Here is a 26,922-nt window from a genome sequence, read left to right on the forward strand (position 1 = left end):
TTGCGGGGAGTGGGGAGTACAGGTGGAGCAGGGCTGGGTGGGGCGGGCTGCGGAACTTGACGAACTGCGGGGGCTGTTGACCGATGTGGAGAACGGCCGAGGTGGGGCGCTGCTGGTGGAGGGCGCACCGGGGATCGGCAAGAGCGATCTGATCGCCCGGGCGACCGAGGGCCTGCGGGACGACCGGGTCACGGTGCTGCAGGGCCGGGCCGACGAGTTCTGTTTGAACCTGCCGTTCCAACTGATCACCGATGTCCTGCGGCCGGTGCGCCGGGGTGCCGCGGATGTGACGGCGACAGGCCCGCGCTCGCTGTGGGCGGCCGGTGCGGGTGACCGGTTCGCGGCAGGTGTGGAGGCCGCCGTCGCCGAGTTCGAACGGGCCTGCGCGGTGCGTCCGGTGGTCGTCGTGGTGAGCGACCTGCAATGGGCCGACGAGGCCAGCCTCGCGGTCCTGGCCGCGCTGGTACGCCTGACCGAGCAGATACCCCTGCTGCTCCTCGCCGATCAGGTCCCCGGGCGCGAGGAGGTGGGGCAGTTGCGGCGCACGATGCTGGGGCGCGGCGGACGCATGCTCGCCCTCCAGCCGCTGTCCGCCGACGACTCGGCCCGTCTGGCGGGTGAGTTCCTCGCGGCCGAGATCGGCCCCGTACTGCGCGGGCAGATCGAGCGGGCGGGCGGAAACCCGCTCTACATACGTGAGTTGGCCCTGGCGCTGCGCCGCGAGGACCGCATCCAGGTGCGCGCGGGAACGGCCGAACTGCTTCCCCACCCCGACCGGGATCACCCGTTGCCCGGTTCGCTGAGCGCGGCCATCGCCGACCGGATCGGGTTCCTGAACAAGGACACCCTTGAGGTGTTGCGTACCGCCAGCGTCCTCGGCACCACCTTCTCCCTCACCGAACTCTCCGCCGTCCTCGACTGGCAGCCCCAGAAGGTGATCGAGGCCCTTCAGGAGGCGGTGGCGACCGGGATCCTCGCCGACACCGGAGAGGGGCTGCACTTCCGCTCGCCCCTGGTCCGCAGCGCGCTGTACGAGTCGATGCCGATGACCGTACGCGGCTTGCGCCATCAGCAGACCGCCCATGTCCTCGCGAACACCGGCCTCGCACCCGAACGCGTCGCCGCCCAGCTCCTCCAAACGACCGGTGCTCTCGACGCCTGGACACTCGACTGGCTCGGCGAAGCGGCCACCACCCTGCTCTACCAGGCACCCCACCTCGCGGTGGACCTCCTCGGACGCGTCCTCGGGGATCCCTCCTCGTACGCCCAGGGGGAGCTGGCCCGGGACGATCCGCGGCGCGAGCCGCTGGAGCCGGTGCTGGCGATGGCCGCCTTCCGGCGGGGCGAGTTCGAGCAGGCCGAGGAGATCGCCACCCGGATCCTGGCCCGTACGGGCAGCGTGGAGCGGGCCGGTGAGATGACCTGGTTGCTCGGCTACACCCTGCTCTGCGTGGACCGCCACACCGAGGCCATCGAGGTCGTGTCCTCGGCCGGCCGGCGCTGGGATCTCGACCCGGTGTGGGACGCCCGGATCCAGGCGCTCCACGGCCAGCTGCTCTATCACGCCGGCATCGCGGAGCAGAGCAGGGCGGTCAGCGAGAAGGCGCTGGAGCTCGGCCGCGAACTCGGTGACGCCCCGACCATCACGCGGGCGGCGTCGATGATGGCGACCGAGGCCCGCATCGTGCTCGAATCCGAGCAGGTCCTTCCCTACCTCGAGGAGGGGATCGCCGCGTCCGCCGATGTCCCCGAGCTGTCCGACGTCCGCATCTCGCTGCTCGTCAACAAGATGCTGACGCTGATCGAGCGGGACGAACCGGCCGAGAAGATCGACGCGACGATGCGCTCGGTCCGTCGGCTGGCGGAGCGGACCGGCTCGGCGCGGCTCGGCATCGTTCTCGTCTCCGCCTCGGACTTCGCCTATCGCAGGGGACGCTGGGACGACGCGGTCGCCGACCTCAACGCCTCTCTCGAACTGCCCGACACGACGAAGCTGGCGGTACTCCAACACGGGACCAGTGCCCTGATCGCCATCCACCGTGACCAGCTGGACACCGCGCGCGAGCATCTCGCCCAGGTCCCGGACGACCTCGCCACCATGGACCAGCACGCCCGCGCCAACGCCTCGGACCTGCTGCGGGCCAGGGCCCTGCTCGCAGACCGCGAGGGCCGGCGGGACGAGGCTCTGGCCATGCTGGCGGAGACCACCACCGACGCCTACGCGTCCTTGGTCCTCGACCGTCACGACTGGATGCCGTTCCTGACCCGCACCGCGCTGGCCGCCGGCCGCGACGACCTCGCCGAGGCCGCCATGGCGGCCGTGCGCCAGGACGTGACCAGGTACCCCCGTCCCGAGAACCAGGCTGCCGCCAAGCAATGCGAGGGCCTGATCACCCGCAACCCCGAGCTCCTGCGCCAGGCCCTCGCCTACCAGCGGAGCACCTCACGCGTCCTCGGCGCCGCGAGCTGCGCCGAAGACCTCGCTGTCGTCCTCGCCGCCACCGGCAACCTCGACGACGCCCGTACCGCCATGCACGAGGCCGCCACCGCCTACCTCAGCCTCGACGCCGCCGGCGAACTCGCCCGCGCCGACGCCCGCTGGCGCGAAGCAGGACTCCGCCGAGGCATCCAAGGCACCCGCAAACGGCCCACCACCGGCCTCGCCTCCCTCACCCCGACCGAACACCGCATCGCCCAACTCGTCGCCGAAGGACTCTCCAACCCCGACATCGCCGAACGGCTCTACTCCTCCCGACGCACCGTGCAGACCCATGTCTCCCGCATTCTCGCCAAGCTCGGCCTCCACTCACGCGCCGAAATCATCCGTCTCCTCACCGCAGCCTGAGGGGGCGGGCGCTCGCGGTTCATCCGCCGGTCGGGCCGCTCGGCAGGGCGACGTCGTCCGGGAGGGCGATGCCGTCCGGGAGGGCGGTGTCGTCCGGGAGGGCGACGTCCTCCACCGCGGGCCGCGACGGGCCGGCCGCCGGAGGCGTGGTGGCTGTGTCCCAGGCCGGGGCGGCGGACTCGGTGGGGCGGACGGGCGCGGCCTCGACCTCGTCGCTCTGGACACCGGCGTCCTCCTCGCCCCGTACTCGCATCCCGGCCAGCGCGTCGAGCAGGGTCTCGACCTCGACGACGACGCTGACGGGCGCGGTCGGGCTGAGGAAGTACACGTCGTAGCGCTCGGCCGTCAGGTCCAGCAGCTCGGGCAGGTCCATGCGCGTGTGCGGATGGGTCGTCCCGTCCACCTCCACACCCGCCGTGGAGACGCTCACCACATCGGTTCCGTCGGGCGCCTTCGACACGGCCGGCGCCCCGTTCCCGTCCACGAACACCAGTAGGTGGGCGGCGGCGAGCTCACGGGCCACGACGTCCTCGTCCCCGTGCCCGGTGGCCGAGAGCTGGACGGCCGCGTCCAGCGCGTCGAGAGGTTCGGGCCAGCCGAGGGCGCGGGGCGTGGGGCGGTACTCCTCGTTGATCTCGCCCTCGACGATGTTGCCTTCGGAGTCGGTCCGCCAGGCGCCGCCGACGGCCCAGTCGGGCGGCTCGCCCTCCTCGCCGCGCCAGGCCGGGTCCACGATCCGGATGACGTGGTCGGGCGCCAACTTGCCCATCTTGACCAGCTCTTCGGGCCACGGCGCGGTGTCCGTGCCGGTCTCCGTTGCTTGCTCCTCGCTCACCTTGATCTCCGATCCGATCCGATCTGATCCGTTTCCGACCTGACTTAGGTGTCGGCGCCCGCACCTTCGCCGGTGAGATGGATGGCGGGGAACTCCTCCGGACCATGTGAGGTGAGGGTCGCCTCCCGCTCCTGCCGTCGCCGCGTGAGGGAGAGTCGTACGCGGAACTCCTCGGCGATGGCGCGGGCCATGAAGTCCTGCATGGCGTCGTCCCAACGCTGGAGCTCCCGGCCCTGCTGGAGCAGGAGCTGGAAGGCCTGGAGGCGCGTGAGGCCCAGTCCACCGGCGGTCGTCGTCCCACCCATCAGCTCGGCCGTGGTGCTCGCCGCCATGAGCCCGATCGCCGCCAGATCGCCGGCCGAGACGAGCGCGTCGTCGGCCAAGGTGGGCGCGTCGGCGGGAAGATCGGCATCGGTGTGGCGACCGCGCAGCCAGTCGACCAGAGCGGAGGCCGAGAGCGCGTCCCCCGATGCGGACACCGTGGCGAGCCCCGACGACGTACCCCGTGCCTCGGGGGCCACCGTCCGCAGCCCTTCGGCGACGGCGGCGAGGAACCCTGTGCCGTCGTCGCTCGCCGCATCGAGCCGGTAGCCGGCTTCGTACGTGGCGGGGCGGCCGGCCCGGCCGCCGAGGGAGAGGTCGAGGTCGAGGTCGAGGTCGAGGTCGTCGACAAAGTCCAGGACATCCAGCTCGACGTCCAGACCCGCGCCGCTCGCCGCACTCTCCTCTGCCCCGCGCTGCCTGCCGCCGGTGGCAGCGGCGGCGATCGTCTCCGGAGTGAGCGGTGCTTCGCCACCGCTCGCACGACGTGCCTCCTTGGCCGCCTGCCACAGCCGCTGGATGTCGGTGGCCTGGTCCGTCGGCCGGAACAGCCGTTGTACGCCGGCCAGCGCGCCGTTGCCGTCGGAGATGCCGGCCCGCCGCGCCAGCCGGTGGAGGTCCTCCTGGCTCGCGGGCCCCGCGAAGGGCCCCTCGTGTGCCAGCCGGTCCAACTCCCGTGCGGTGGCCAGGTCTTCCGGGGCGACCGGCGCGTCCGCTGCGAGGCCGAACGTACGGCGTACCCGCTCCGCCACGGCCGCCTCACCGCCGCCGGCGGGGCCGATCTCCTGCCCGAGCCGGACGGTGAACGCCGGGGGCGCGTCCTCGTCCGTCCGCTGGGAGGCGGCGAACGCCTGCAGGTCCGTGACCAGTTGCTCCGCCTCCTCACGGGTCATCGCCGGGCCCTGTTGCTCCGGCAGGGGTTTGAAGAAGTCGCCCCAGTTGACCACTACGTGGTCGACGTCCCGCCAGTTCAGGTCACCGTGGATCTGCGCCTCCAGGTACCCCCAGGGGTCGAAGGCGCCGCTGTCGATGCGCTGCTTCAGTTCGGGGTCGTAGCGGAAGTCGGTGGCTTCGGCGAGGGCGAGCCGTACGTTCTCGTCGTGTCCGTAGGCGAGCAGAGGGAAGCGGTGCCTGCCGTCGGTGTACGAGAGCACGCCCTGTTCGGACCACTCACGGAGGCTGTCCCTCGGGGTGTACGTGGTGCGGTCGCCGGTCGCCTTCTTCCAGTGGATCACGACGTTGCCGTACCGGGAGGAGCTGCCCGCGTGCTGGGCGTCGGAGACCAGTGCGCCGTACTTGGGCTGTTCACTCCGGCTGAGGGGATCGAACCGGTGGTCGTCACCGACGCGCCTCCGGTCTCCGCCGACGCGCCGCAGTGAGGAGGCGTAACCGAAGAGTTCCTCCGTCCAGCCGCGGCCGGCCGGCGAGGCCGCCGCCTGCGAGGTCCCGGTCTCCCAGAAGTTCTGGAAGCGGCCGTCCGGTGCGGTGAGGTGGTCGGCCAGGGTGCGCGAGGGTCCGCCGTCGGCGCGCGTGATCCGCCGCGTCAGGAAGTAGTTCGTCGCGACATGCCAGGTGTCGAGGGTGTCGTGGGCGGCCCGCACGATCTCCCCCATGGCGTCGGCATCGGCCACCGGATACGTCGTACCGGCCTCGGAGTTGATCTGCCCGATCCGGTCCAGGGCGGCCTGCCTGTCCCGCTCGTGATGGAGCGCCCCACGGGTTTCGGCAGCCATCAGGGCCCAGGCCTGGTTGGGGCTCAACTGAGCCCATTCCGCGCGGTATTCGGGGCTCTCCGGGTCCAGCGCGGCGTGCAGCCGCTCGATGTCCTGGGCATCCGGGACCATCCGGCGGTCCTCGGCCGGGTCCGCCGTGGCCCTCTCGCTGCCGTGCAGGGTGAGGGGGAGACGGCGACCGGGGCCGAGCGGGGCGCTGATCCTCGGCGCGTTGCGGTTGTCGGGCGCCGCGCGGTCGGGTGCGGGTGTGGCTTCCTCCGTGGTGGAGGGAGTCTCCTCGTCCTCCGTGATCGCCGTGAGGCGGGTGCCTCCGCGGATGGTCGGCGTCCTCATGGTGGACATGCGGGCGGGCGGGACTTCGTACGCGGCGGGGGGCAGCTCCCCCTCCTCCGGAACCACCGGAAGCGGGGCCCCACGTCGAACGGTGGGCGCCCGCCTCGGCCGAGGAGCGGGCCGCCGGGCGGTCCCGGGGACGGGGGTGGGGGTGGGTGCGGGCGTGGGGGTGGGACTCGGGGACTCCTCGGGAGTCGGCTCGGGCTTGGGACCCGGCTTGGGCGCGGGCTTGGGATCCGGCTTGGGCTTGGGGTCGGGCTTGGGCTTGGGATCCGGCTCGGAATCCGGCTTGGGGTCCGGCTTGGGCGCCGTGGCGTCAGGAGTCGGGGCGGGCTGAGGGGTGGTGGAGCGGGGGATGGCGATCAGGAATTCGGTGCCGCGCATGACGAGAACGACGGTGCGGTCCGGGGTCGCGGTGGTGGTGGGCGTGTGGACGGTGTGGGTGCCGTCCTCGGCGACGAGAACGACCCGGCTGTGACTCACATCGGCGCCGAGCTGGGCGGCGATCTTGGCGGTGTCGTGGTTCCAGATCCGGCCCGACTTGAGGTGCCAGCGCAGGAGCGCCTCCTCGTTGGCCCGGTTGCCGGTGTAGACGGCTGCGGGGACGCGGCCGCCGGTCCGCCCGAGCTCGGCGGCGAGCGCCCTGGACGTGGTGCCCGCCGGCAGTGTCAGGCCGAGGCTCAGGACCTCGCGGAAGTGGAACTGCGCATCGGGGTCGAGTGCGGCTTCCGCGGGCAGGGGCCGGTTGGTGAAGATCTCCATCGCGATGGCCCGGCTGCCCCGGGTCCCACGACGAGGCTCGGGCGCGGGTGCGACCACCTCGGGGGCGGGCGCGGGGGCTTCGGTGGGGGCGGGCGCCGCCACCTCGGACGCCGCAGCCACGACGGCTACCTCGGCCACGGCCCCGTCGGTTCCCTCGGCCCCGCCGGCCGCCTCAGCCACCTCGGGGGTGGGCGCGGGTGCAGCCTCCTCGTCCGCCGCGGCTCCGTCGGTCACCCCGGCCGTCCCCGCCGCGGCCCCGCCCGTCGTCTCCGCGGCCGGCTCCGGTGCCGGTGTGTCCGCCGCCGGCCCTGCCTCCTCGTCTGCCGCTGCGGTGTCCGCGGCCTTCAGGCCGTCGGCCAGGGCTGGGTAGAAGCCGTTGCCTTCGCCGCGGGGGCCGTGCAGGTCGTAGATCTGGCCGTCCGGGCCCGTCGTGGTCCGGTGGCTGGTCGACGTGTCGAAGCGGTTGGCCGCCGCGGCCTTGCCGGCCTTCCACGGCATGGAGGTGTGGGCGGGTACCTTGCCCGTCGCCTCGTCCGCCTCGTCCTCCGCGTCCGCGCCCCCCGGCCGCACGCCGCTCTCGGCGTTCGCCTTGCCCTTGCCCTTGTCCATGGCGGAGTCGGGCAGGTTCCAGGGGTCCACCCCGGTCGGGATCGCCGCCCGGTACCGCTGAGCGGTGCGGTCGAGGTAGAGGACGACGTCGGTGTCCGGCAGCGGCGGTCCGTCGGTCGGCTCGAAGGTCTGGAAGCGGCCGGCGTTGTCGACGACCGTCACCTTCATGCCGGCCATGCGCGCGACGAGGGCCGCACGCAGATCCGCCGCCGCGGTGTCCCAGCCGCCGTCGCGGTCGGCGTCCCCGGGGCGCATGGTCTGCTCCAGCGCGAGAGCGAGCTTCTGCGACGGGCTGAGCTCGGCCCAGTGGTGCACGGTGCCGATGCCTTCGAGCTCACGCTGATGCTTGGTCCCGGCCCCGAACTGCACATTGGCCGACGCGAGTTCGGCCGCAGTGAAGGCGTCCGTCTCGTCGGGCGCGAAGAATTCGAGGAGGTCGGCGTTGGCCGGGTCGGCGAGCCTGTTGGCGATCGCCAGACGCAGCGAGTCCGCGTCGGGAAGGTCCCGCGCGAGGTGCGGCGCGGCGACCGCCAGTGCGGCGCGCACGGCGTGGAGGAAGCCGTCGCCGTCGTTCCGTACCGCGTGGACTGTATAGGCCTCGCCGTCGGGTGAGGTGATCCCCAGCCCGTCGGGGCCGGACTGCACGGTGAACACCGGCAGCGCGGGGGCCGGTGCCGGGTCCTTGAAGGTGACCGCGTCGGGCTCCTCCATCCCGGCGAGCGCGGCCTGGCCTTCAGGCGTGGCGTTCATGGCGTGCCAGCGCGTCAGGCGTTCCGCGGCCAGCCGGACCCGCTGGTGTTCCTCGGCGAGGGCTTCGGCGGTGTCCAGCAGCGGCTGCAGGCGATCCCGCTGCGCTTCCAGCGCAGCGCGCGCCTGGTCCAGTTCGCCCTGGGCCCCGGCCAGTTCCGCCTCGGCCTCGGCAACGCCCGCGTCGTCCGCCCCGGCGGCAGGGGCAGCCCCCGGCGCCGCCTCCGGCCGGAGGGCCCGCAGGGCCGTACGGGCCGTCTCGACGCGGGCCTCCGCCTCCTCGTGGCGGGTGAGGAGTTCGGAGCCGGCGGCACGGCGGGCGTCCCAGTAGGCCTTGTCGGCCTTGACCCAGGCCTTGGAGGCCGTACTGACCGCGGTCCACGCGGAAGCGACCTTGGCCGGGAACTCCTGGTCCGTGAGGAGACCGAGGTCGCGGGCCACGGGCTCCGTGATCCACACCAGCAGCGACGCCTGCGTCTCGTACGCCTGTTGCCCCGCGTTGCCGACGTGCCGCGGGAGCAGCCTCTGCAGTGGAGAGCTGAAGAAGCGGCCCAGCCTGCTGTCCTTGATGCTTCGGTGGACGTGTGCCACCGACAACCAGTCCGCGGGGATCGCGAACAGGAAGCTGCGCTCAGGCGGTACGTCGGCGATGCCGAGACCGTGCCACCCGGCTCCCTTCGCGCCGGCGGCGATCTTGTCGGAGCCTCCTGCGTTGGAGCCGGACGCGGGCAGGGCCGGGGTCGGCGTGCCGATGTCGGTCCTGGTGCTGCCCGAGAGCCCGCTGACCTCCGCGACGTGCTGCCCGTACCCGAAGTCGGAGCGCTTCCACTCCTGCCGCTTGGGCGAGGGGCCGACGTGCCGGGCGTCGTCGACGACCGCGAGCAGCGTGGACCGACCGAGGTCGGGGCGCGCGTACAGGGTGAGCGAGCCGCGGGCCCCGCCGATCAGGTTGTCCTCGATCAGGTCGGGCGGTCGGAATCCCTTGCGAGAGAGGGCGTCGGGGGCGAACGCGGTCAGCGACGCGTCCGCCGTCGCCGATCGCAGGGTGCTGTCGCTCGGTGTGGCGGCCGCGGTGAGGCCGGTCTTGTCGATCCACTGCGGAGTCGAGGTCTTGCCGTCGTCACGGAAGCCGATGTCTCCGGCCTTGGCGAGGGCGCGGCGGGCACTGTCCTGTACGGACGGAGCGCCCACGACGTCGACGATGGAGAAGCCGTGCTCCGGCATCTCGAACGTTCCCCTGCTGCCGTCGCCCAGGGTGATATGGCGCCAGTCGTGCGCGCCGCCCGAGAAGGACGGGAGCGGCGCGTGCCGGACCGGCCCGGCCTCCGACACGGCCACCGGCCGGTCGAGTACGGAGGTGGAGGGCGGGGCCGCCGGCAGGCTCAGACCCAGCGAGGTGTGGGTCACCAACTCACCGACATCGCCCTCGAAATGGAACGGCTCCAGGCCCCTGAAGTGGGCCAGCGTGTGCCGGTTCGCCCGGCCGGCAGGCTCAGCCGGCGCCGAGCCCGAACTGTCGGCGGCGGGCGCGGCACCTGGCACGGCGGACGGCCCTGCGTCCGGCTCCGGCACCGGCTCCGGCTCCGTATCCGTGACGTCCTCGACGCGGGATCCGCTCTCCTCCTGGACGTCGAAGTTGTCGACCTCCAGAAACAGCTTCAGCCGGTACGGAGTGATGTGTTCGGCGTAGGCGCCGTCCAGAGTGACTCCCCAGCTGTTCTCCTCATCCTCGGTCTCGTGTTCGCTCCGCACGGTCCCGCTGGCTCCGGCGGACGTGTAGGTGGCGCCCAGGTCGGCGGGGGTGGTCTGCTCGAACTGACCGCGCTGGGTGGTGAAGACGCCGAGCTGCGCGTCGTGCTCGACGATCGTGCCGCTCTCCCTGGTCACCTTGGACTTCACGGAGTCGGTGAGCCAGACACTGTGGTCGAGGCCGTTGAATCGCGTCGTGCCGGGGACGAGTTCGGCCTTCATCCGGACCGTGCGGCCACCGATGCGTACGGGGTCCCAGCCCCACCGCCCGATCCTGGCCGGCAACGTGGCTCCGCCGCCCGCCGTCATCTCACCACGCAGGGCCCGCGTCACACGCCCGCTGACCAGCTTGCGTACCGCTTCGAGGTCCGAGGCACGGACGAACAGCGTCGCGAGCCTCGCTTCGAAGTTGGCGAGCACCGGTGACGCGTCGAGCGAGTTGACGACGAAGGTGCCGAGTCGGCGTCCCTTCAGCCATGGTTGCGGCATCCAGACGAACCGCATGTAGCGCGGGACGGGCCCGAGGCCGTCGCGCAGCAGCTCCAGCTCGAAGGCGGTCTTCTCGCCGACCATGCCCGTCCAGCCGGCCGGGACAGTCACCTCGTACCCGGCGGAGTCCGCGAGATAGCCGGGAACGTAGGAGGCATCCACCGAGGACAGGGTGCCCGTCGTGGACGACGCGGCGGCCAGTTCGTGGCCGGCGTCCGCGGTGACCATCGCACCCCGGCCCAGGTCGAGGCGCAGCACGCCCGCCGTGGCGGTCATCGGCGTGTGGTGGACCTGGGTCCTGACCCGCTCCCACAGGGCGCCCATGCCTGTCATACCGCGCCCGTGCTCGCCCACGGTGTGCGACGACAGACCGAAGCCACGGGCGGAGGCCACGATGCTGTGCCCGCTGTGTCGGCTGCCCCCGAAGCTCATCGCGGTGAGGTTTCCCTGCATCGCCTCCGCGACGTCCCTGGCCCCGGTGACATGCATTCCGGTGAGGTGCAGCCGGTGCAGGAACACCGTGGTCCGGTTCAGGTACGGGCCCGATGCCCACAGCACGCCGCTCCGGTAGCCGCCCGGACTCATGCTCTGGTCGGAGTTGGCGGTGATGTAGGGGGCCTGGAGGATGGAGAGGGCCGAGTCGTGGGCGGGCGCTCCTTCGAGCGAGAAGTGCCACGAGCCGTGCGAGGAGTCCGAGAGCGCCCGCTGCCCCGCCGCGGCCACCGCGCTGTGTGCCGTCACCGCGACCGTGAACAGGAGGCGGCGGCTGAAGTCCGGCGCGGGACGCCGCGCCCCCGGCGCCCAGGGCCGCGTGACGGAGCCTCGGAAGGCGTCCAGGGCGTTGAGGGGTTGGACCGTGGCCTCGCCGCCGGCCAGGTAGCGGTTGGTGGGCTGGTCCGGGTCGGTGAGCGAGACGTGTTCGTTGGTGGTGCTGAGGAGGACGCGCCCGGAGAAGACCGACACGACCTCCTCCTCGGCCGCGTCCGCACCGTCGGAGCCATCGGCGGCGTCCGCCGCGCCTTCGGCGGCGGCGCCGTCCGCGGCCTCAGCCTCGTCCGCGACCTCAGCCCCCTCCACACCGTCCGCGCCGTCCGCCACCTCCGCGCCGTCCGCGCCCTCCCCCGGACCCGCCGCTTCCCCGGCGTCCCCGGCGTCCCCGGCTTCCCCCGCATCCCCGACATCCGCCAGCAGCGGCGTGGTGGAGTCGTCGCTGCCGAAGGTGAGACCGCGGTACGGCTTCGTGAAGACGAAGGGCTGGGCGCCGAGAAGGCCGACGGTGGCCACGCCCCGTACGATCGACGGCAGCCGCCAGTACCCGCCCCGGCTGACGGTCAGGTCGATCTCGTAACTGTGCATGTGCGCCGGCTTGGTCGCGTCCGTGAACTGCTTGAACGAGGCCGTCGGCCCGTACTGGTTGCTCTTCTCCCACCGGGGGCCGCCCGTCAGGCCCGCCCAGAGGCCGCCACCGCCCTTGGGGCGGCCCGCGGCGGTCTTGCTCGTGCTCGTCCCCGCGAAGTTCCCCTCGATGCCGCCCTGGATGCTGTGGGTGACCGAGTCCTCCGAGCCGAGCAGTTCGTCTCCGCTGATGTTGTACTCGAAGCGGTGACCGGTCTGGGTGCCTTCGTAGCGCCGCCCCTTCAACTCGGCGTGGACGAAAAGGTACTTGTACCCGCGCTTGACGCCGACGTGTTCGCGCAGCGTGATGCGCAGGCCCCGCGGCGGCGCGCCCACGTCGCCCGTCGCCTGGGCGTGCAGCAGCATCTTCTCGAGGTTGATCGCGATGCTGCGCTCGCCGAGGACGCGCAGGATCGTCATCGTGTTCATCACCACGAGTTCGAAGTGCCTGCGGCTGCTCCACGGTCCCTTCGGATCCAGGTCGCCCAGGGAGGCGGCCACCAGCTTCGGGTACGCCTTGGCCGCGGCGGCGAGCACGTGGTCGGCGAACTCCTCCGCGAAGGTGCGTGGCGAGCCGTCCGGTGCCGGCTTGGAGTGGGAGCCGTCGCTGAAGAAGAAGTTCTGCACCCGTGTCGACGCCAGCGTGGGCGGCCGGTCGAGGGTGAGGTACGGCGGGGCGAAGGGTTCGCCGGCGCCCGACTGCAACCGGATCATGCCGCCGTCGTCCCAGCCGGCCAGGCGGCGGGCCTCGGCGTGGGTCAGCCGTTCCACGGCCCAGGTGGTGAAGGTCCGGGCCTCGTACGGCGGGTGGAGCCCGTCGGGTCCTGCCGGGCGCGAGCGGTCCCTTCCGCTGCGCTGGACGGTCACGGCCTTCTGCATGAGGTAGAGGCTGCTACCGCCCTTGGCGGGGGCCTGGTCCGACAGGATCTCGACGCCGGCGGTCCCGCCCATGGCGGTCACCCTGGAGCGGGAGTGGAGGGCTCGTACCACGCCCGCGAGGATGAGACGGAGATTGGCGGCGCCCTCCAGCTGGTCCATCCACTGGAAGGCGGGGCCCAGACTGGCCGTGAAGGTCTGCGCGTTGGTCTTCGTCAGCGACCGGGAGCTGCCGGAGGTGGACAGCTCGTCGCCCTGCTTGAGGCGGGTCATCATCGAGTCCGACAGCCAGAGTCCGCGCTGCGACACCGCGGACACCGTGAAGACGCCGAGCGGGTCCTTCCCCTTCTTTCCGCCGTAGAGGGGCTCGGTCACGACACGGCCGACGTTCAGGCGGTAGCCGTCCTTCTCGAAGTTGCCCGAGGAGAAGAAGGTCCCGAGGTAGTCGTGGAGTGCCGTGCCCTCGACGGCTCCCGTCTCGGCGATGGCCCAGTCCCGTACGGCGGTCAGCGGACCGAAGCGTTCGGTGATGGCAAGGCGCAGGTCCGGGCGCTCGGCGAGGGTGAGCTCCTGCGGGACGCGCCGCCTGCTCACCTCGCCCTTGTCGCCCTCGTTCATCAGCGTCAGCAGACCGTTGCGGAGGGCGAACCCATCAGTGGCCAGCTCCGCGTCCTCTGCGTCCACCACCTGAATCTCCAGCCAGGCGTGATCCAGGTGCACGTCCGGGTCGAGACGGCCCCTGTTGTCCGAGGATCCGGCCACGTCGGAGGTGAAGTGGTAGGCCATGGACCTGCTCTGGCCGAAGCGCATGCCGACCCGGGCGAAGACGTAGACGGGCAGGAGCAGCGGAGCCAGCGGAACCATCGGGCTGATGGCACGCGAGGCGTTCACACCCGCCTGGGTACCGGTCGTCTCGACGCTCTTCCAGCGGAGACCGGTCCGGTCGACCATGGCGGCGCTCGGCGAGAACTTCTCACCGAGCCCGTAGGGCCGCAGCCGCAACCGCAGCTTCCGCGGCGCCTTCCCCGCGGCCAGGTACGTGAATTCGCGGCCCTCCCGCAGCAGGTCCTCCGCGTCCTTCGTCAGGGCGTGCGCCACAGCCTCGCCGAGCCTGACGGACTCGTCGCCCTTGCGCTTGGAGACCCGGGGCCGCGTGGACTGTTCGGAGTCCAGGAACGCCAGGATCTCGGCGACCGCCAGGGGGATGCCGCGTACGGAGTTGACGTGCAGCCCTTGCCCCAGGACGGCGTCCTCCGGCAGCACCTCCGTCGCCTCGTCGGCCGCCTGCGGCGCCCCCTCTCGCACGTGGTCGCCGAGGAGGCGGCGCACCGTCGGGCCGAGGACGGGGCGGCGCGTGCCGTCGGAGAAGAGGACGTCGCGGGGCCGTGACCCGGGCTTGACGAGCGTACGGTCCACCCTGGCGGGCCGACGCTCCGCCAGCTGACTCTCCAGGGGCAGCTTCACATCCGCCGGCGCGGCAGCGGGCTTCGGCGCGGGCACCTGCGGTACGGAGGACGGCCCGGCCTCGGGTTCGGGTTCGGGGGAACCGGGCGACGGGGGCGGGGAGGAGGCGGGCTCGGGCGCGCTCGGGTCCGAGGTGAGGAGGGCCATCAGCGCGCTGTCGGTCGCCGCGTGTCGGCCGCGGGTGGTACGGGCCGGCTCGGCGTCCGCCGCCGAAGCGGGGGCAGCGGGCGACGCTGGGGATGCGGAGGAATCCGCAGACGCGGGGGAATCCGCGGCAGCCGGGGCGTCGGCCGCGCTGGGCCCGGCCAAGAGGTGCCTGCCGAGGGCGCTGCCGGTCGCGGGGCCGGGAGGGGCCGTGGGCGTCGCCGATGCGGTCGTGGACGCGCTGGGGAGAACGATGCCGGCCACCGTGAGGGGTCCGGCGGGCGAGTCCGACACCTTCTGCTGACCGGCCGCGGACGGAACGGTGTCGAACGGGAAGTGGCTCGGGCGCGCCTCAAGCCAGTTGGCGCCGAGAGAGGTGACGCCGGACGGTGCGTCGACCGCGATGACCCACTTCGTCGGGGCTTCGCCGCGGTCCGGCACCAACTGCGCCGGGTACGACGAGAAATGCGAGACCTTGCGCAGCTTCCTGGTCAGTACCTCGTGCAGCCAGCCTCCCGGGGAGGCGGCGCCGGTCGTGTCCAGGCCGACGACGGCGATCTCGGAGAACCGTCCCATCTTCGCCGACACCGTGTCATACATGAGCAGTTCGGCCAGATGATCGAACGGCACGTGCAGACTGCGGTCCCCCAGGAACATCGTCACATGGCCGGGTTGCTGCCCAGGAGCCAACGACAGCAGGAGGACCCGCCTGACCCAGGGCGTCGAGTCCCCGCGCTTGGAGGACGGATCATCTGCCGGGACAAGATCGTCGGACACCGGGAGCCCCGGACGGCGGTCCCCTTCGGAGCGCCAGTCCCACCCGGTGTCCCCGCCCTGGGCGTCCTTCAGTGCGTACTCGGCGCCCAGCGCCCCCAGGATGTGCAGGCGGAGCCCGCCCAGGCTCTCCACGCGGTCGAGGTCACGGCCGACGGCGGCGGCCTGGGTCACCAGGAGGTCCAGGTCGGCCAGGTCGCCGTCCGTCGGATCGCCGGTCAGGTACAGCGCGCCCTTCGCGAGGGTCCGGCGCTCCGCGTCCGAGGTGCGCTCCCGCCACTCCACGGCCTTGACCGTCGCCCACAACAGCCGCGAGCGCTCCATCGGGCCCACCGGAGCGGTGTCGGGGAGCCTCAGCACCTCCCGTGTCTGCTGCTCCAGGGTCTTGCCGCCGTCCTGGGCCGCTCGCAATACGGCCCACGCACGGTCGAGCGAGCTCAGTGGCATCGACTCCAGCGTGGCGTTCGGGTCGGCGGTGCCCGTCTCGAACGCGCGGTCCATCCGCACCGCGTGGTCGAGGGCCGCGAGGTAGTCGCTCCGCCACACCTGGCCCTGCGCCGGCCGGCCGCCGATCGCCCGTGCCGCCCTCTCGAACAGATCCGCCGTGAGGGGACCGAACCCCTCAGCCCGCGGATCGTTCGACCAGAGCCTCTCCAAGGCGCCGGTCGCCCGCGCCAGCTCCTCGAACCCGTCCCTCCAGCCCGTCCCGTCCAGCCAGTCCACGTCATGGCCGAACACACGCCGCAGCGCGCGTACATGACGCTGCGTCAATTCTCGCTTCTCCTCGGACGCCGGCCCCGGGTCCTTGTGGTGGCCCGTCCACCGCGCCACCTGGTCCAGGCGCTCTCCCTGAGGCAGCGGAAGGCTGTGCACGTTGCGCCCCGGCACCACGGAGGCCGCGATGAACCTCACCGACTTGCCCTTGCTGTTCTTCGCGACGCCGACCGGGCGATCGGATGCCACGGTGTGCCGGCCGCTCCTGGTCGAGAAGACCTGGGACAGGGAGTCGTGTCCCAGGACGTCCGGATCGAACTGCAACGGTCCGCTCGGCCAGAGGCGATCCAGCACCTCGGGATCATCTCCAAGAGCACCCCCCACGTAGCAGGCGCTGAGGAGCATCCCCATGTTCCGCGGCACACCCAGGCCGAGCAGGAACGCTTCGAGGAAGTCCGCGAATTCGTCCTTCGTCAGGTGGTGGGGATCGCCGGACCTCGACGCCACCTCCGCGAGGTCGGGCAGGCCGTGGCCGTGGTACTCACCGAACTCGTCGTTCTCCCCGAACCCGGGACCGAGGTCGAACTCCTCACTCGTCTGCCGGCCGGTCTCCACGTCGTGGTGCACGAAGGTCGTCATGCTGTTCCCGGCCAGCTCGCCGGGCCCGTCCGGGTCGGCCGTCGTGCGGGACCTCTCGGCCAACTCGGCGTTCGAGAAGGTCCTGATGCCCCGCATCAAGCCGTCCGGGCCGGGGATGACGGCGACGTTCACGTCCCAGGGGACGGAAGCCGGGAGCACCATCGGGAGAGGCTCGCTGCCGGGCGGGACCTGATGGACGTGGGGGATCGGGTCCGCCCCGCTCTCGCGCAGCATGCTCAACCGCGGCCCGCCCGGGGCATCGGCGGCCTGCGGCTCGGCCACCCACTTCCGGTTGGTCGCGAACGCCGGGACTTCTCGCCCGTGGGCCGCCGTGACCTCGAAGGCCGCCCTGGCCGGCAGGAGGCGACGCTGCTTGGCCGCGCCGTTGACCAGGAACAGCAGACTCGCGACGCTCCCGTCCTCGATCCGCGCCCGCAGGCTCTTGTCGCGGGCCAGGAGTCTGCCGGACACGTCCTCCCGGGGGAATCGCGGACGGCTGTCCCTCCGGGGGCCGTACACCATCATGTACGAGCCGTCACGGCCTCCGTTCGCCCTGTACACAAAAGGCTGACGCCCTGCCCACTGGGCCGGGAACTTCCTGGAGACGGCGGGCGGGGCCAACACCGATTCCAGGGTCACCGACACGGTACTCAGGTCGAGCCCGGCCGAGAGGGGCGGAGCCGTGATGGCCGGGTCGGGCCAGTCACGGCCCAGGACCACGTCGTCGGGCCCCCGCACCGCGCTGTGGTCGCCGAGGACGTCCTCGTACAGATCCAGGAACCGCGCGGCGAGATCGACGATGCTGTCGGCGTCGGCCGTCCTGTCGTCGTCCAGGACCATGGTGAAGATCAGCTTCAGCTCGTCCTCGGAGACGTACTCCCCCGGTTCGAGCGACAGAACCCGCCACGCCAGTTCGTCCGCGTTCAGTTCGCGGTCCCGCAGCAGGGGGTCCTCCGCCCACAACGCGTCCAGCTTCGTGGCCCCGTCCAGCAGCCTCGCGTAGTCGGACCACCCGGTGACGCTCCGCCCGAACGTGACGTCCAGCAGGTCGGCGATACGCCGCGGCACGTCCTCGGGGTGCCCGCCGCCGGCGTGCTCCTCGATGCCCGCCATCGCCGCCCGCATGATCGCCTCGAGCGGGTCCACCGGCCCGGCCGGCTCCCCCTCACTGCCGTCCTCGTCGTAGCCGTCGTCCGAGTACTCGCCGTAGCCCGCCGCGTCCTCGTCCGCGTACGGCTCCGGATCGAAGTCCGCGTCGGAGTCCGCGTACCTCGCCCGACGCCCCGCACCCCCAGCCGGACCCCACTCGCCATCGCTCTCCAGGCTCAGCCCCGCGAAGCGCTCCGCCAGGGGCGCCGGCGGGACCGGCGTGGGGGCTTGCGTCGTGGAGTCGCCCGGGAGGGGGAACGGGTAGTGGCCCGGCAGTTCCCAGTGCCAGCGTTCGGACAGGGGCCCGGGGGTGCCGGCGGGGAACGTGAGCCGCAGGGTGGACTGGGGTGTGCGGCCGTCGGGTCGCAGCGTCACGTCGTCCAGCGCGGTGAGCGTCTCCACGCGCAGGGTCTTGATCAGCAACTGGCCAAGACGCTTGGCGGACTCGGCGTTGCCGCCCGCGGCCTGGCCGATGAGTGCAAGGCCCTCGTCGTCGGGGCTCCTTCCGAACGCGGGGTCGTAGAGGAGGAATTCGCGCATCTCCTCGTGCGTCGCCTCGAATTCGATGAAGTCCGGGTCCGTTCCGTGGCCTTCGTGGCCGGCCGGGCGGGGCAGGCGCACGGTGACGGTGTCGGCGTCGGGCGAGGTGCCGGGGCCCGTGGAGAGGAAGAACGGCGGGGCGTCGTCCGCGTCCTCCCACATCGTGGACTCCTCGTCCGCGGGGGCATCGGCGCGGAAGAGACCGGCCCGGAAGATCGGGAGGGTCGGGCGGGTGCCCGTCCGCAGGTCGCGGCCGACGACATCGCCGTCGATGTTCAGCAGTTCGGTGTCCCGGCCGTACCCCCCGAGCAGGTCCATCTGGAACCCGCCCAGGCTGCCGGGGCGGTAGATGTTCCGTCCGGCCGCGAGCGCCTGCGTGACCAGGAGCGTCAGCACCTTCAGGTGGTTCGGCGTCACCTTTACGCCCGGGCCCAGGTGCAGGACGGATCGCGCGATGCCCGGGAGCGCGTCGGCCCCCACGTGCTCCCGCCACTCGTCGGCCTTGACCGCCGCCCACAGCAAGCGCGACCGCTGCGCGTCACCCACCGGGGTGTCCGCGGGAAGCCTCAGCACCCCGCGCGTCAGCTCGGGCGAGGGCATTCCGTCCGGGCCGCTGCGGTCCCGCAGGAACGGGCCGGCCAGCGTCCGTACGAGGGCGGGCGGCCGCAGCGTCCCCAGCGACGCCCTCGCATCGTCCTCGACCGCCTTCCGCGCACGGTTCAGCGCCTCGTCGTAGGCAGCGCGCGAGGGGGTCTGCAGAGTGCCCAGGCCGCCGGCCGCCCGCGCCGCGCGTTCGAACACCTCCGGCACGAGCGGGCCGAAGGGCCGCGCGCCCGGCTCGTTCCGCCACATCTTGTTCAGCGCGCCGATCCCCCGCACCCGACGCTCGTACGCGTCCGGCTCCCGCGCCGCCACGTCCTCGCCGAACGCCCAGCGGAGGCCGCGGACCAGACGCTCCGCCACCTCGACGTCCTGGACGTCGGCCCACTCCATGACCCGCCGCAGCGCGTCGCCCTTGGGCATCGGCGGGTACCACTGGTTGACGGCCTCGTGCCCGGCGAGCGGCGTCGCCTCGTAGGCCCTGAACGGTTCGCGGGTCTGCCCGTCCTTCGCGTAGCCGACGACGCGGTCTCCGGCCCCGACCTCGGCGTCCAGTTTGTTGGCCATCAGCCGGGGCGGCGGATCGGCGGCCCACGGGTCCGGGACGAACGGCTTCGGTCCCCCCTGTGCCATCCGGTCCACATCTGCGGGATCCACCCCGCGCGTCTGGCCCACGAAGCAACCGTTCACCCACAGCGGCATGCCCGACGGCAGGCCCAGCGCCTCCCTGACGTACACGAGCACCCGGGCGAACTCCTCCGGCTCCACGTCCCGCAGCACACCGGACTTCGTCGCGAGTTGCTGCACGCCCGCCGTGCCGTGGTTCTCGAAGATCCACATGAACGCGGCCCTGGCCTTCGACCAGAGCTCCACGGCGGGCCCCAGGAACTGCCGCGTCTGCCACTCGTAGGGCCGGATGAACCGCATCCCCCTACCGGTCCGCATGTACTGGACCTTCGCGCCGTCCTGCATGTCCATCTCGGTGAACGACGACACGCTCTGCACCGTGCCGTCGCCGTCGTCTACCTGGACGGCGAAGCTGAAGTCGAGGGACACGCCCTGCGGAGGGCGCATCGGCGGCGGAGTGTGCCGTATCGGCGACACGTGCATCTGCGGCAGACTCGACGAGCGGAACCGCAGGCTCAGGCCCGTCCGCCCCGCCACGCGGGTGTCCGGCAGATAGTCGCCGGGGGTCGCGTACTGCTTCGTCTTCGTCCAGTACGACCACATCTCCGGCAGGAGACGAAGCTCCTTCGCCGCGCCGTTGACGAGTACGAGGATGCCCTCGGCGGTGCCGTCGGCCCGGCGCTGTCTCAGCAGCTCGTCGTCGGCCAGCACCCTGCCCGACACGTCCGCCTGCGGGAAGCAGGCCCGCGCCGGAGTCCCGTCGGCCCTCGTGCGCCCGAACATCTTCACCAGGCCGCCGCCGCGCGGGTGACCGGCCGCCCTGACCGGGAACAGCTTCGCCGGATCGGACCACCTGGTCAGTGCGTCGCTCTTCTTGATGGGCGACCGGCTCAGGTCCCAGTTCTCCGTGACCCTGCTCAGGTCCGTCAGATCGGACAGCTTCGGTGCTGTGATCGCCGGGTCGTCCCATTCGCGGCCCGGGCCGTCCGGCCCGTCCACCGCACTGTGGTCGCCCAGGACACCCTGGACGACGATCAGATACCGCTTGCCCAGCTCGGCGATCCCGTCGGCGCCTTCCACCAGGGTGCCGTCCGCCGCCACCTCGAACAGTTCCGTCCTGTGCTCGGCCGTGACCTCTGCATCCGGGTCGAGGGCCAACACCCGCACCGCCAGCCGGTCCACGTCCAGCGCCTGGCCGCCGCCAAGGACCGGATCCTCCAGCCGCATCCGGTCCAGCCACTCGGCTCCGGCGACCAGAGCGGCCGCGCGCTCCTTCGGGACGGAGGAGAAGTCCTGGCCGAAGACCCCGAGCATCGAACCGACGAGGTCCTCCCGGACGGGGACACCACCGGTGTCGCTGTCACTGTCGGTGTCGCTGTCCGTGGCGGTGTCGGTGTTCGTGTCGGCGGCCACCGGGGCGGGGGCGACTTCGGGCTGGGGCTGAGGCTGAGACTCGGGCTGAGGGCTCGGTGACTCGGATCGTGTGACGATCCTGAGGGCGCTGCCGGGAGCCGGCGGGGTCAGCGTGGCGGGCGCGGCGGGCGCGGCGGCGGAACGTGGGGCGGGGATCGGGAACTGGTCCGCCGTGGCCTTGTGCCACAGGGCGGACGGGGGCGCGGGGGGCTTGGGGGCGAACGTGAGCCGCAGGCCGGACGCCGGCTCGCCGTCGTCCTCCCGCAGGGCGACTTCCGTCCGCGGGGTGTAGGTGTCCTTGCGCAGGGTGCCGACCAGCGTCTTGCTCAGCAGGGCGGCGTCGGCGGCGTTGCCGCCGTCGGCCACGCCGATGATCCCGAGGGGGGCGTCCACCGGTGTCGCGCCGAAGTCCGGATCCCAGACGAGGAGTTCACGTATCTCATAGTGGGTCGCCTCGATCTCGATGAAGTCCGGGTGCGACCCGTGGCCCAAGTGGCCTTCCGGGCGGGGCAGTCGCACGATCACGGTGCCGGGCGATGTTCCGGGGCGCAGCGCCACGAGGAACGGCAGCGCGTCCTCGTCGTCCACGGGCCAGGGTGGGGCCTCCTTGAGCGCGGGATCGTCGACGTCGAAGAGGTCGGCCCTGTTGACGGGCAGGCCGGAGGGGACCCCGGAGTGCCAGTCCCGGGCGACCGTGACGCCGTTCTTGTCCCACCGCGCGGTGCCCCGGCCGTACGCCCCGAGCAGGTCCATCTGGAAGGCGCCCAGGCCGCCGGGGCGGTGGAGGTCCCGTCCCGCCGCGGCCGCCTGCGTCACCAGGAGCATCAGCGCCCGCACGTGGTGCGGCCTGACCGTCTCGTTCGGCGCCAGGTGCAGGACGGATCGCGCGATGGACCGGAGAGAGTCGTACGTCTTGCCCTCCTGCCACTCCTCGGCCTTCACGGCCGCCCACAGCAACCGCGACCGCTCGGCGTCACCCACCGGAGCGTCCTGGGGCAGCCTCAGCACCTCACGCGTCTTGTCGTTCAACTCCTCCAATCCGTTAGGGGATTTCCCGTTCGGAACGTTGGGGCCGGCCAGCGTCATGTCCAGGGAGGGCAGCCTCAACTGACGGAGCGTCGGTTTCGGGCCGCCGGCGGTCGCGAGCGCGAGATCCAGTGCCTTGTCGTAGTGGCCGTGCGTCGTCGGCTTCTGCGACGGGTCCAGCTCGGCCGCCACCCGCGCCGTCCGCTCGAACAGGTCCAGCGTGAGCGGGCCGAGGAGTTTCACGCCCGGATCGTTCAGCCACAGTTTGTTGAGCGCGCCGATCCCCCGCACCCGACGCTCGTACGCGTCCGGCTCCCGCGCCTCCACGTCCTCGCCGAACGTCTCGCGCAGGGCCCGCACCAGGCGCTTCGCCACCTCGGGGTCCTGTACGTCCGCCCAGTCCATCACCTGCCGCAGCGCGTCGCCCTGGGGCATCGGCAGGTACCACTTGGCCTTGCCCTCGTGCCCGGCGATCGCGGTCGCCGAGATGTGGCGCGTATAGCGGCCCTTCTCCCCGGCCCAACCGACCGTGCGGTCACCCGCCTTGACCGCGTGGCCGAACTCGGTGGCGACCGCCCGGGCCGGCGGGTCCTGCGCCAACGGGTCCGCGACGAACTGGAACGGCCCGTGCCGCCACTGCGCCGCCTCGGCCTTGGGATCCGTACCGCGCGACCGCCCCAGGTGGCAGGCGCTCGCCATCAGATCCATGTCCAGGCCCAGCGCCCGCATGGCCCACGTCATCGCCTTCGCGTACTGCCCGGTCTCCAGCCGCAGTTCGTCGTCGGACGTCGATCTCAGCAGCGGCGCGCCCGGCATGCTGTGGTGGTCGACGACCACCACCGGGCGGTTCTGCTCCCAGAGTTCCTCGGGGCCGCCCACAGGCCTTCCCGTACGGTCCAGATGCCAGATGAACCGCAGGCTCCGCCCGGCCCGCATGACGAGCAGCTCGTCCTCGTCGCTCAACTCCGCGCTGGAGAGCGACGCCACGGTCTGTTCCGTGCCGTCCTCGCCGACCTGGACGTCGAAGCGGATGTTCTCGGGCACGCCCTCGGGAGGGCGCAGCGGCGGCGGGGTGTCCCGGGAGAGGGACCTGTGCATCTGGGGGAACTCCCCCTCACCGAACCGCAGGCTCAGCCCCGTCCGCCCCGGCACGCTGGTGTCCGGCCGGAACTCGCGGTTGGTGCCGTACGTCGGACGCTTCGTCTCGTACGACATCGTCCCCAGCACGAGGCGCAGTTGCGCGGCCGCGTGATTGACGAGCATCAGTACGCCCGCGGTCGGGTGCGCCGTGAGCCACTCCCGCTGCAGCTTGTCGTGGGCCATGACCTTGCTGAAGATGTCGGGCTGCGGGAAGAAGCGGCGGTCCTTCGTCGGCCCGTACACCTTCACATAGCGGCCCAGCCGGTCGCCGGCCGCCCTGACCTGGAACGGTCTCCCCGTCTCGGACCACAGGGGGTCGGTGGTGTTCGCCCTGATGTCGGAGTCGCCCCAGTGCTCCGACACGGTACTCAGATCCAGGTCGGCCGACACCGCCGGAGCCGTGACCTCCGGGTCGTCGCCCCAGTCACGGCCCACGCCCACGTCGCCCGGCCCCCGCACCGCGCTGTGGTCGCCCAGAATGTCCTGGACCACGACCAGGTACCGCCTGCCCAGCTCGGCGATTCCGTCGGCGCCCTCCCGGAGGCCGCTGTCCGCCGCCACCTCGAACAGTTCCTTCTTCTGTTCCGGGGTGACCTCCGCGTCCGGGTCCAGCGCGAGGACCCGCACCGCCAGACGGTCCACGTCCAGCGCCCGGCCGCCGCCGAGGACCGGATCGTCCACCCGCATCCGGTCCAGCCACTCGGCCCCGTCCACCAAGGCCCTGTACTCCTCCGGCCGGGTCGGCAGGTCGTCGCCGAACACCCGCCGCATGACGTCGACGAGGTCCCGGTCTCCGGAGATTCCACCCGCCACCTGGGGCGCGGCACCTGATGGCCCGCCCGGCTCCCCGGACCGCGTCACGACGCGGAGCTTGCCGTCGTCGGACCGTCGGCGCAGCGCGAGGGCGAGAGCACTGCCGTTGTGCGGGCCGGGGTCGACGTCGGGCTCCGCGATCGCGGGGATCGGCTCGGCCTCGTCGTCCGAGTGGTCGGAGTAGGCGGAGTAGGCGGAGTACTCCGAGGCGGCGTCGTCGTTCGCCTCGCTGGAGAAGACGCTGCCGGTGTCGGTCTCGACGTCGCTGTCGTCCGTGTCCGTGGCTTCCTGGAGGTCGGCACTGACCTGGATTCGTACGGGGGCGCCGACGTCGTCAGGGTCCGCGAGGCCGTCGGTCGGGTCCGCCGGACCGTTGCCGGTGCCGGAGGGTGTGAAGTCCGTGCTGGTCACCACGGGTCGGGTCGCCGGGGTGTCCTGCGTACCGTTCAGTCTGGTGAAGGCGGCTCGGCCGAGGCCGGGGCCGGGGCCGGCGGATTCGGTGGCGATCCGTGCGACGAGCCAGGGCGCCTCCGGGCCGCTGCCGGGGACGAGGGCCACGTCGCCGTCGCTCACCCAGACCCCGACCCCCTCACCCGATGGCGTCCCGTCCTGGCCGGTGGCGACGCGGCGCAGGGTCTCGTCGATGGCCGCGGCCACCGCTGCCCGGTCGGAGCGCGCTCGCGGGAGGAGGACCAGGACGTCGGCCCCCGGCACGCGGGCCGGGTCGTGCGCGATCAGCTCCGCGGCCTCGGCCACCGGCGCCCGGAACTGAGCCCCTGCCGGGGTCACGACGATCACCCGCCGGCCGTCTCCGTCCGGCAGCACGAGGTAGTGCCGCCCGCCCGACCGCCCCGCCGGGTCCGTGGCGTGCGGCCACGGAGCGGCTTCCACGCCGAGCTCCACCAGGTCGCCCTGGCCGGTGCTGTCGGGGGCCATGAAGTGCACCCTTGAGGTGTCGACGGGCCCGAGCGGCGGCACCCTCCACTCCGCGCCCTCGTCCGTCCCGAGATCCGTCCCGAGATCCGTCGCGAGTTCCGTCCCGAAGTCCGTCTGCCCGGGCGCGCTCGGGGGCACGTCGAGCGCGCCCAGGTCCTGCAGGTGGTACGCCGCCACCGCTGCCGGGCTCGTCGCACGGCCCGCGCGCTCAGCCTCGGCCAGCACGTCCAGGGCGGTCGCCCGCTGGCCACCTGTCAGCACGGCGTCCTCGGGCAGCCGCAGCACCTGCCGCGCCACCGCGTCCACGTCCGCCACGGAGACGGGGCCGAGGGCACCGCCGCCCGCCGGTGCCTCCCGCAGCGCGTCCGCCACCGCGACGCCCCGCGCCAACTCCTCCGCCTCGTTCTCGGGCAGCTCCCCCGACCAGCCGATGCCCTCGGCCACGACAGCCCGGTGGGCGTCCCCCACCGCGAGCGGACCGCCCCCGAGACCCGACCGCGCCGGCGCGCTCCCGTCCAGCGCCCCGGTGACCTGCCCGTTGGTCGCGGCGTCCGAAGACAGCGGGTCCGCCTGGTCGTCGGTCATGTCCGCACCGAGGAGGCCGCCCTCGGCCAGGTCTCCCGCACTGCCACCGGCCTGGCCGACCGGCGCGATCCCGGTACGACCCGTCAGGTCGCCCGCACCCGCCGAGCCGACCGTGCCCGGCATCCCGGCGGACGACGCGCCCGAGAGGGGCATGTCCGCCTCCGACACCCCGTCGGCCAGCGGGTCCACCAGGCCCGACTGCGTCTCCGTCAGCGCCGGATCCATCGGCCTGACGCCCGCCCCGCTCGCACCCGGTACGTACGACGAGGTCTGCGCGGACGAGAGCGCGGGCACCTGCGGCAGGGGTCGTACGCCCTGACCACCCAGCAGGCCCGCACTCGACGGGCGGTTCACCCCGGCGACAGCCCCGGCCCCCGTCCCGACGGAACCCACCGTGCCGGCCGCGCCCGGAACCGCCGAACCCGACCCGTAGGACGACGCCTGCGCGGTCGTGAGGGGCGGCACCGACGGAATCGGCGCCACACCGGCCACGCCCAACGGGCCCGTACCCGACACCGTATTCACGGTGGGAACGTTCACCACCCCGGCGGCGGCCCCGGCCGTGACCGAAAGCCCCCCAGCCGTTGCACCGATTCCACCCGCGGCAACGGATCCGCCCACCCCAGCCGCTCCCCCGCCACCACCGTTCAGGAAGGACGGGTCGGGGTCATTCAGCACCGCCGAGTCCGCGGTGTTCACATCGGTCCGCACCGGCGAGAACATCGCCCGGAAGTCCCTGAACCCGCCCGCCACCTCCCCGACCGTCGAGAAGATCGCTGCGATCACGACGCTGCTGAGGGCCGCACCGCCCACCGTCGACCAGGAGAACTCCCACTTCCCCTCGAAAATGCCGTTCGTGAGGAACTCGCCCAGGCCCTCGCCGAACCCCTCGGCGAAGGCCTGGGTCGGCACCTCGAGCACCGGCTTGAACCAGTCGTCCATGTGGTCGTCGAACATGTTCTTGAGCCACTTGCCCAGGGCCCCACCGATGATCTCGATGAACCCGCCCATGACGAACCCGGCGAAGAACGACTTGGCGACGTTGTTTCCGTCCACCCCGTCCGGCCGCATCCCGCCACTGTTCCCGATCAGCTGCAGCAACTGCGCGGCCAGCTCGACGAACGCCTCCTGCAGGCCCTCCGCGAGCGTCGGCAGTCCCCGCGTACGACCCGCGAGCTGGTGGAGAATGATCAGCCGCTGCAGCGTCGTCCGCGCCTTCGCCAGGTACGCCTCACTGGCGGACAGATACGGCGCGATCCACGACATCGCCGCCAGCATCGCCAACTCGACGGCCAGCATGGAGAACTCGATCAGCAGGCTGAGGGACGCCTGCTGGATGTTCCGCGCCGCCTCGAACTGGCCGTCCTGGATCCCCTTCAACTGTCGCTGGAACTCCGCCACATGGTCGGTGCCGAACGTTCCGAGCAACGCGGAGATCGCCCGCGTCATCCCCTCCACCACCGACGGTGGCATCGCACCGCGCAGCTCGATCAGCAGCTGGGACAACCGCTGCGAGATCCGGCCGAGCCCCTCCGAGGCGGCCGCGAACGGCTCCGCGCTCTTCTCCGCCATCTGACTGTCCGCGCGGAGGGGTTCGTCACCGATCACCGCCAGGGCGAAACCGTAGGTCTCCGGCGGCCAGTGGATATGGTCGAGAGACACGG

3 protein-coding genes are annotated in these 26,922 nt (G+C 72.3%); 1 reads left to right on the forward strand and 2 read right to left on the reverse strand.

All coding sequences use genetic code 11. The features are described from left to right. Positions 1 to 22 precede the first annotated feature (22 nt). On the forward strand, positions 23 to 2,845 hold the full coding sequence (locus ACWCO8_RS09930) for a helix-turn-helix transcriptional regulator (protein ID WP_451031817.1): 2,823 nt from the start codon (positions 23 to 25) through the stop codon (positions 2,843 to 2,845). 19 nt (positions 2,846 to 2,864) lie between these two features. On the opposite strand, the gene ACWCO8_RS09935 is transcribed toward ACWCO8_RS09930, so the two are convergent. Together ACWCO8_RS09935 and ACWCO8_RS09940 are read right to left on the reverse strand one after the other, a co-directional pair. After that, on the reverse strand, positions 2,865 to 3,680 hold the full coding sequence (locus ACWCO8_RS09935; RefSeq protein ID WP_451031818.1) for a type VII secretion system-associated protein: 816 nt from the start codon (positions 3,678 to 3,680) through the stop codon (positions 2,865 to 2,867). Between the two features lie 44 nt (positions 3,681 to 3,724). Next, positions 3,725 to 26,920, reverse strand: coding sequence for a DUF3626 domain-containing protein (locus ACWCO8_RS09940; protein ID WP_451031819.1), 23,196 nt, complete (start codon positions 26,918 to 26,920; stop codon positions 3,725 to 3,727). Positions 26,921 to 26,922 lie beyond the last annotated feature (2 nt).

The sequence above is a fragment of the Streptomyces sp. NPDC001927 genome (assembly GCF_053594455.1).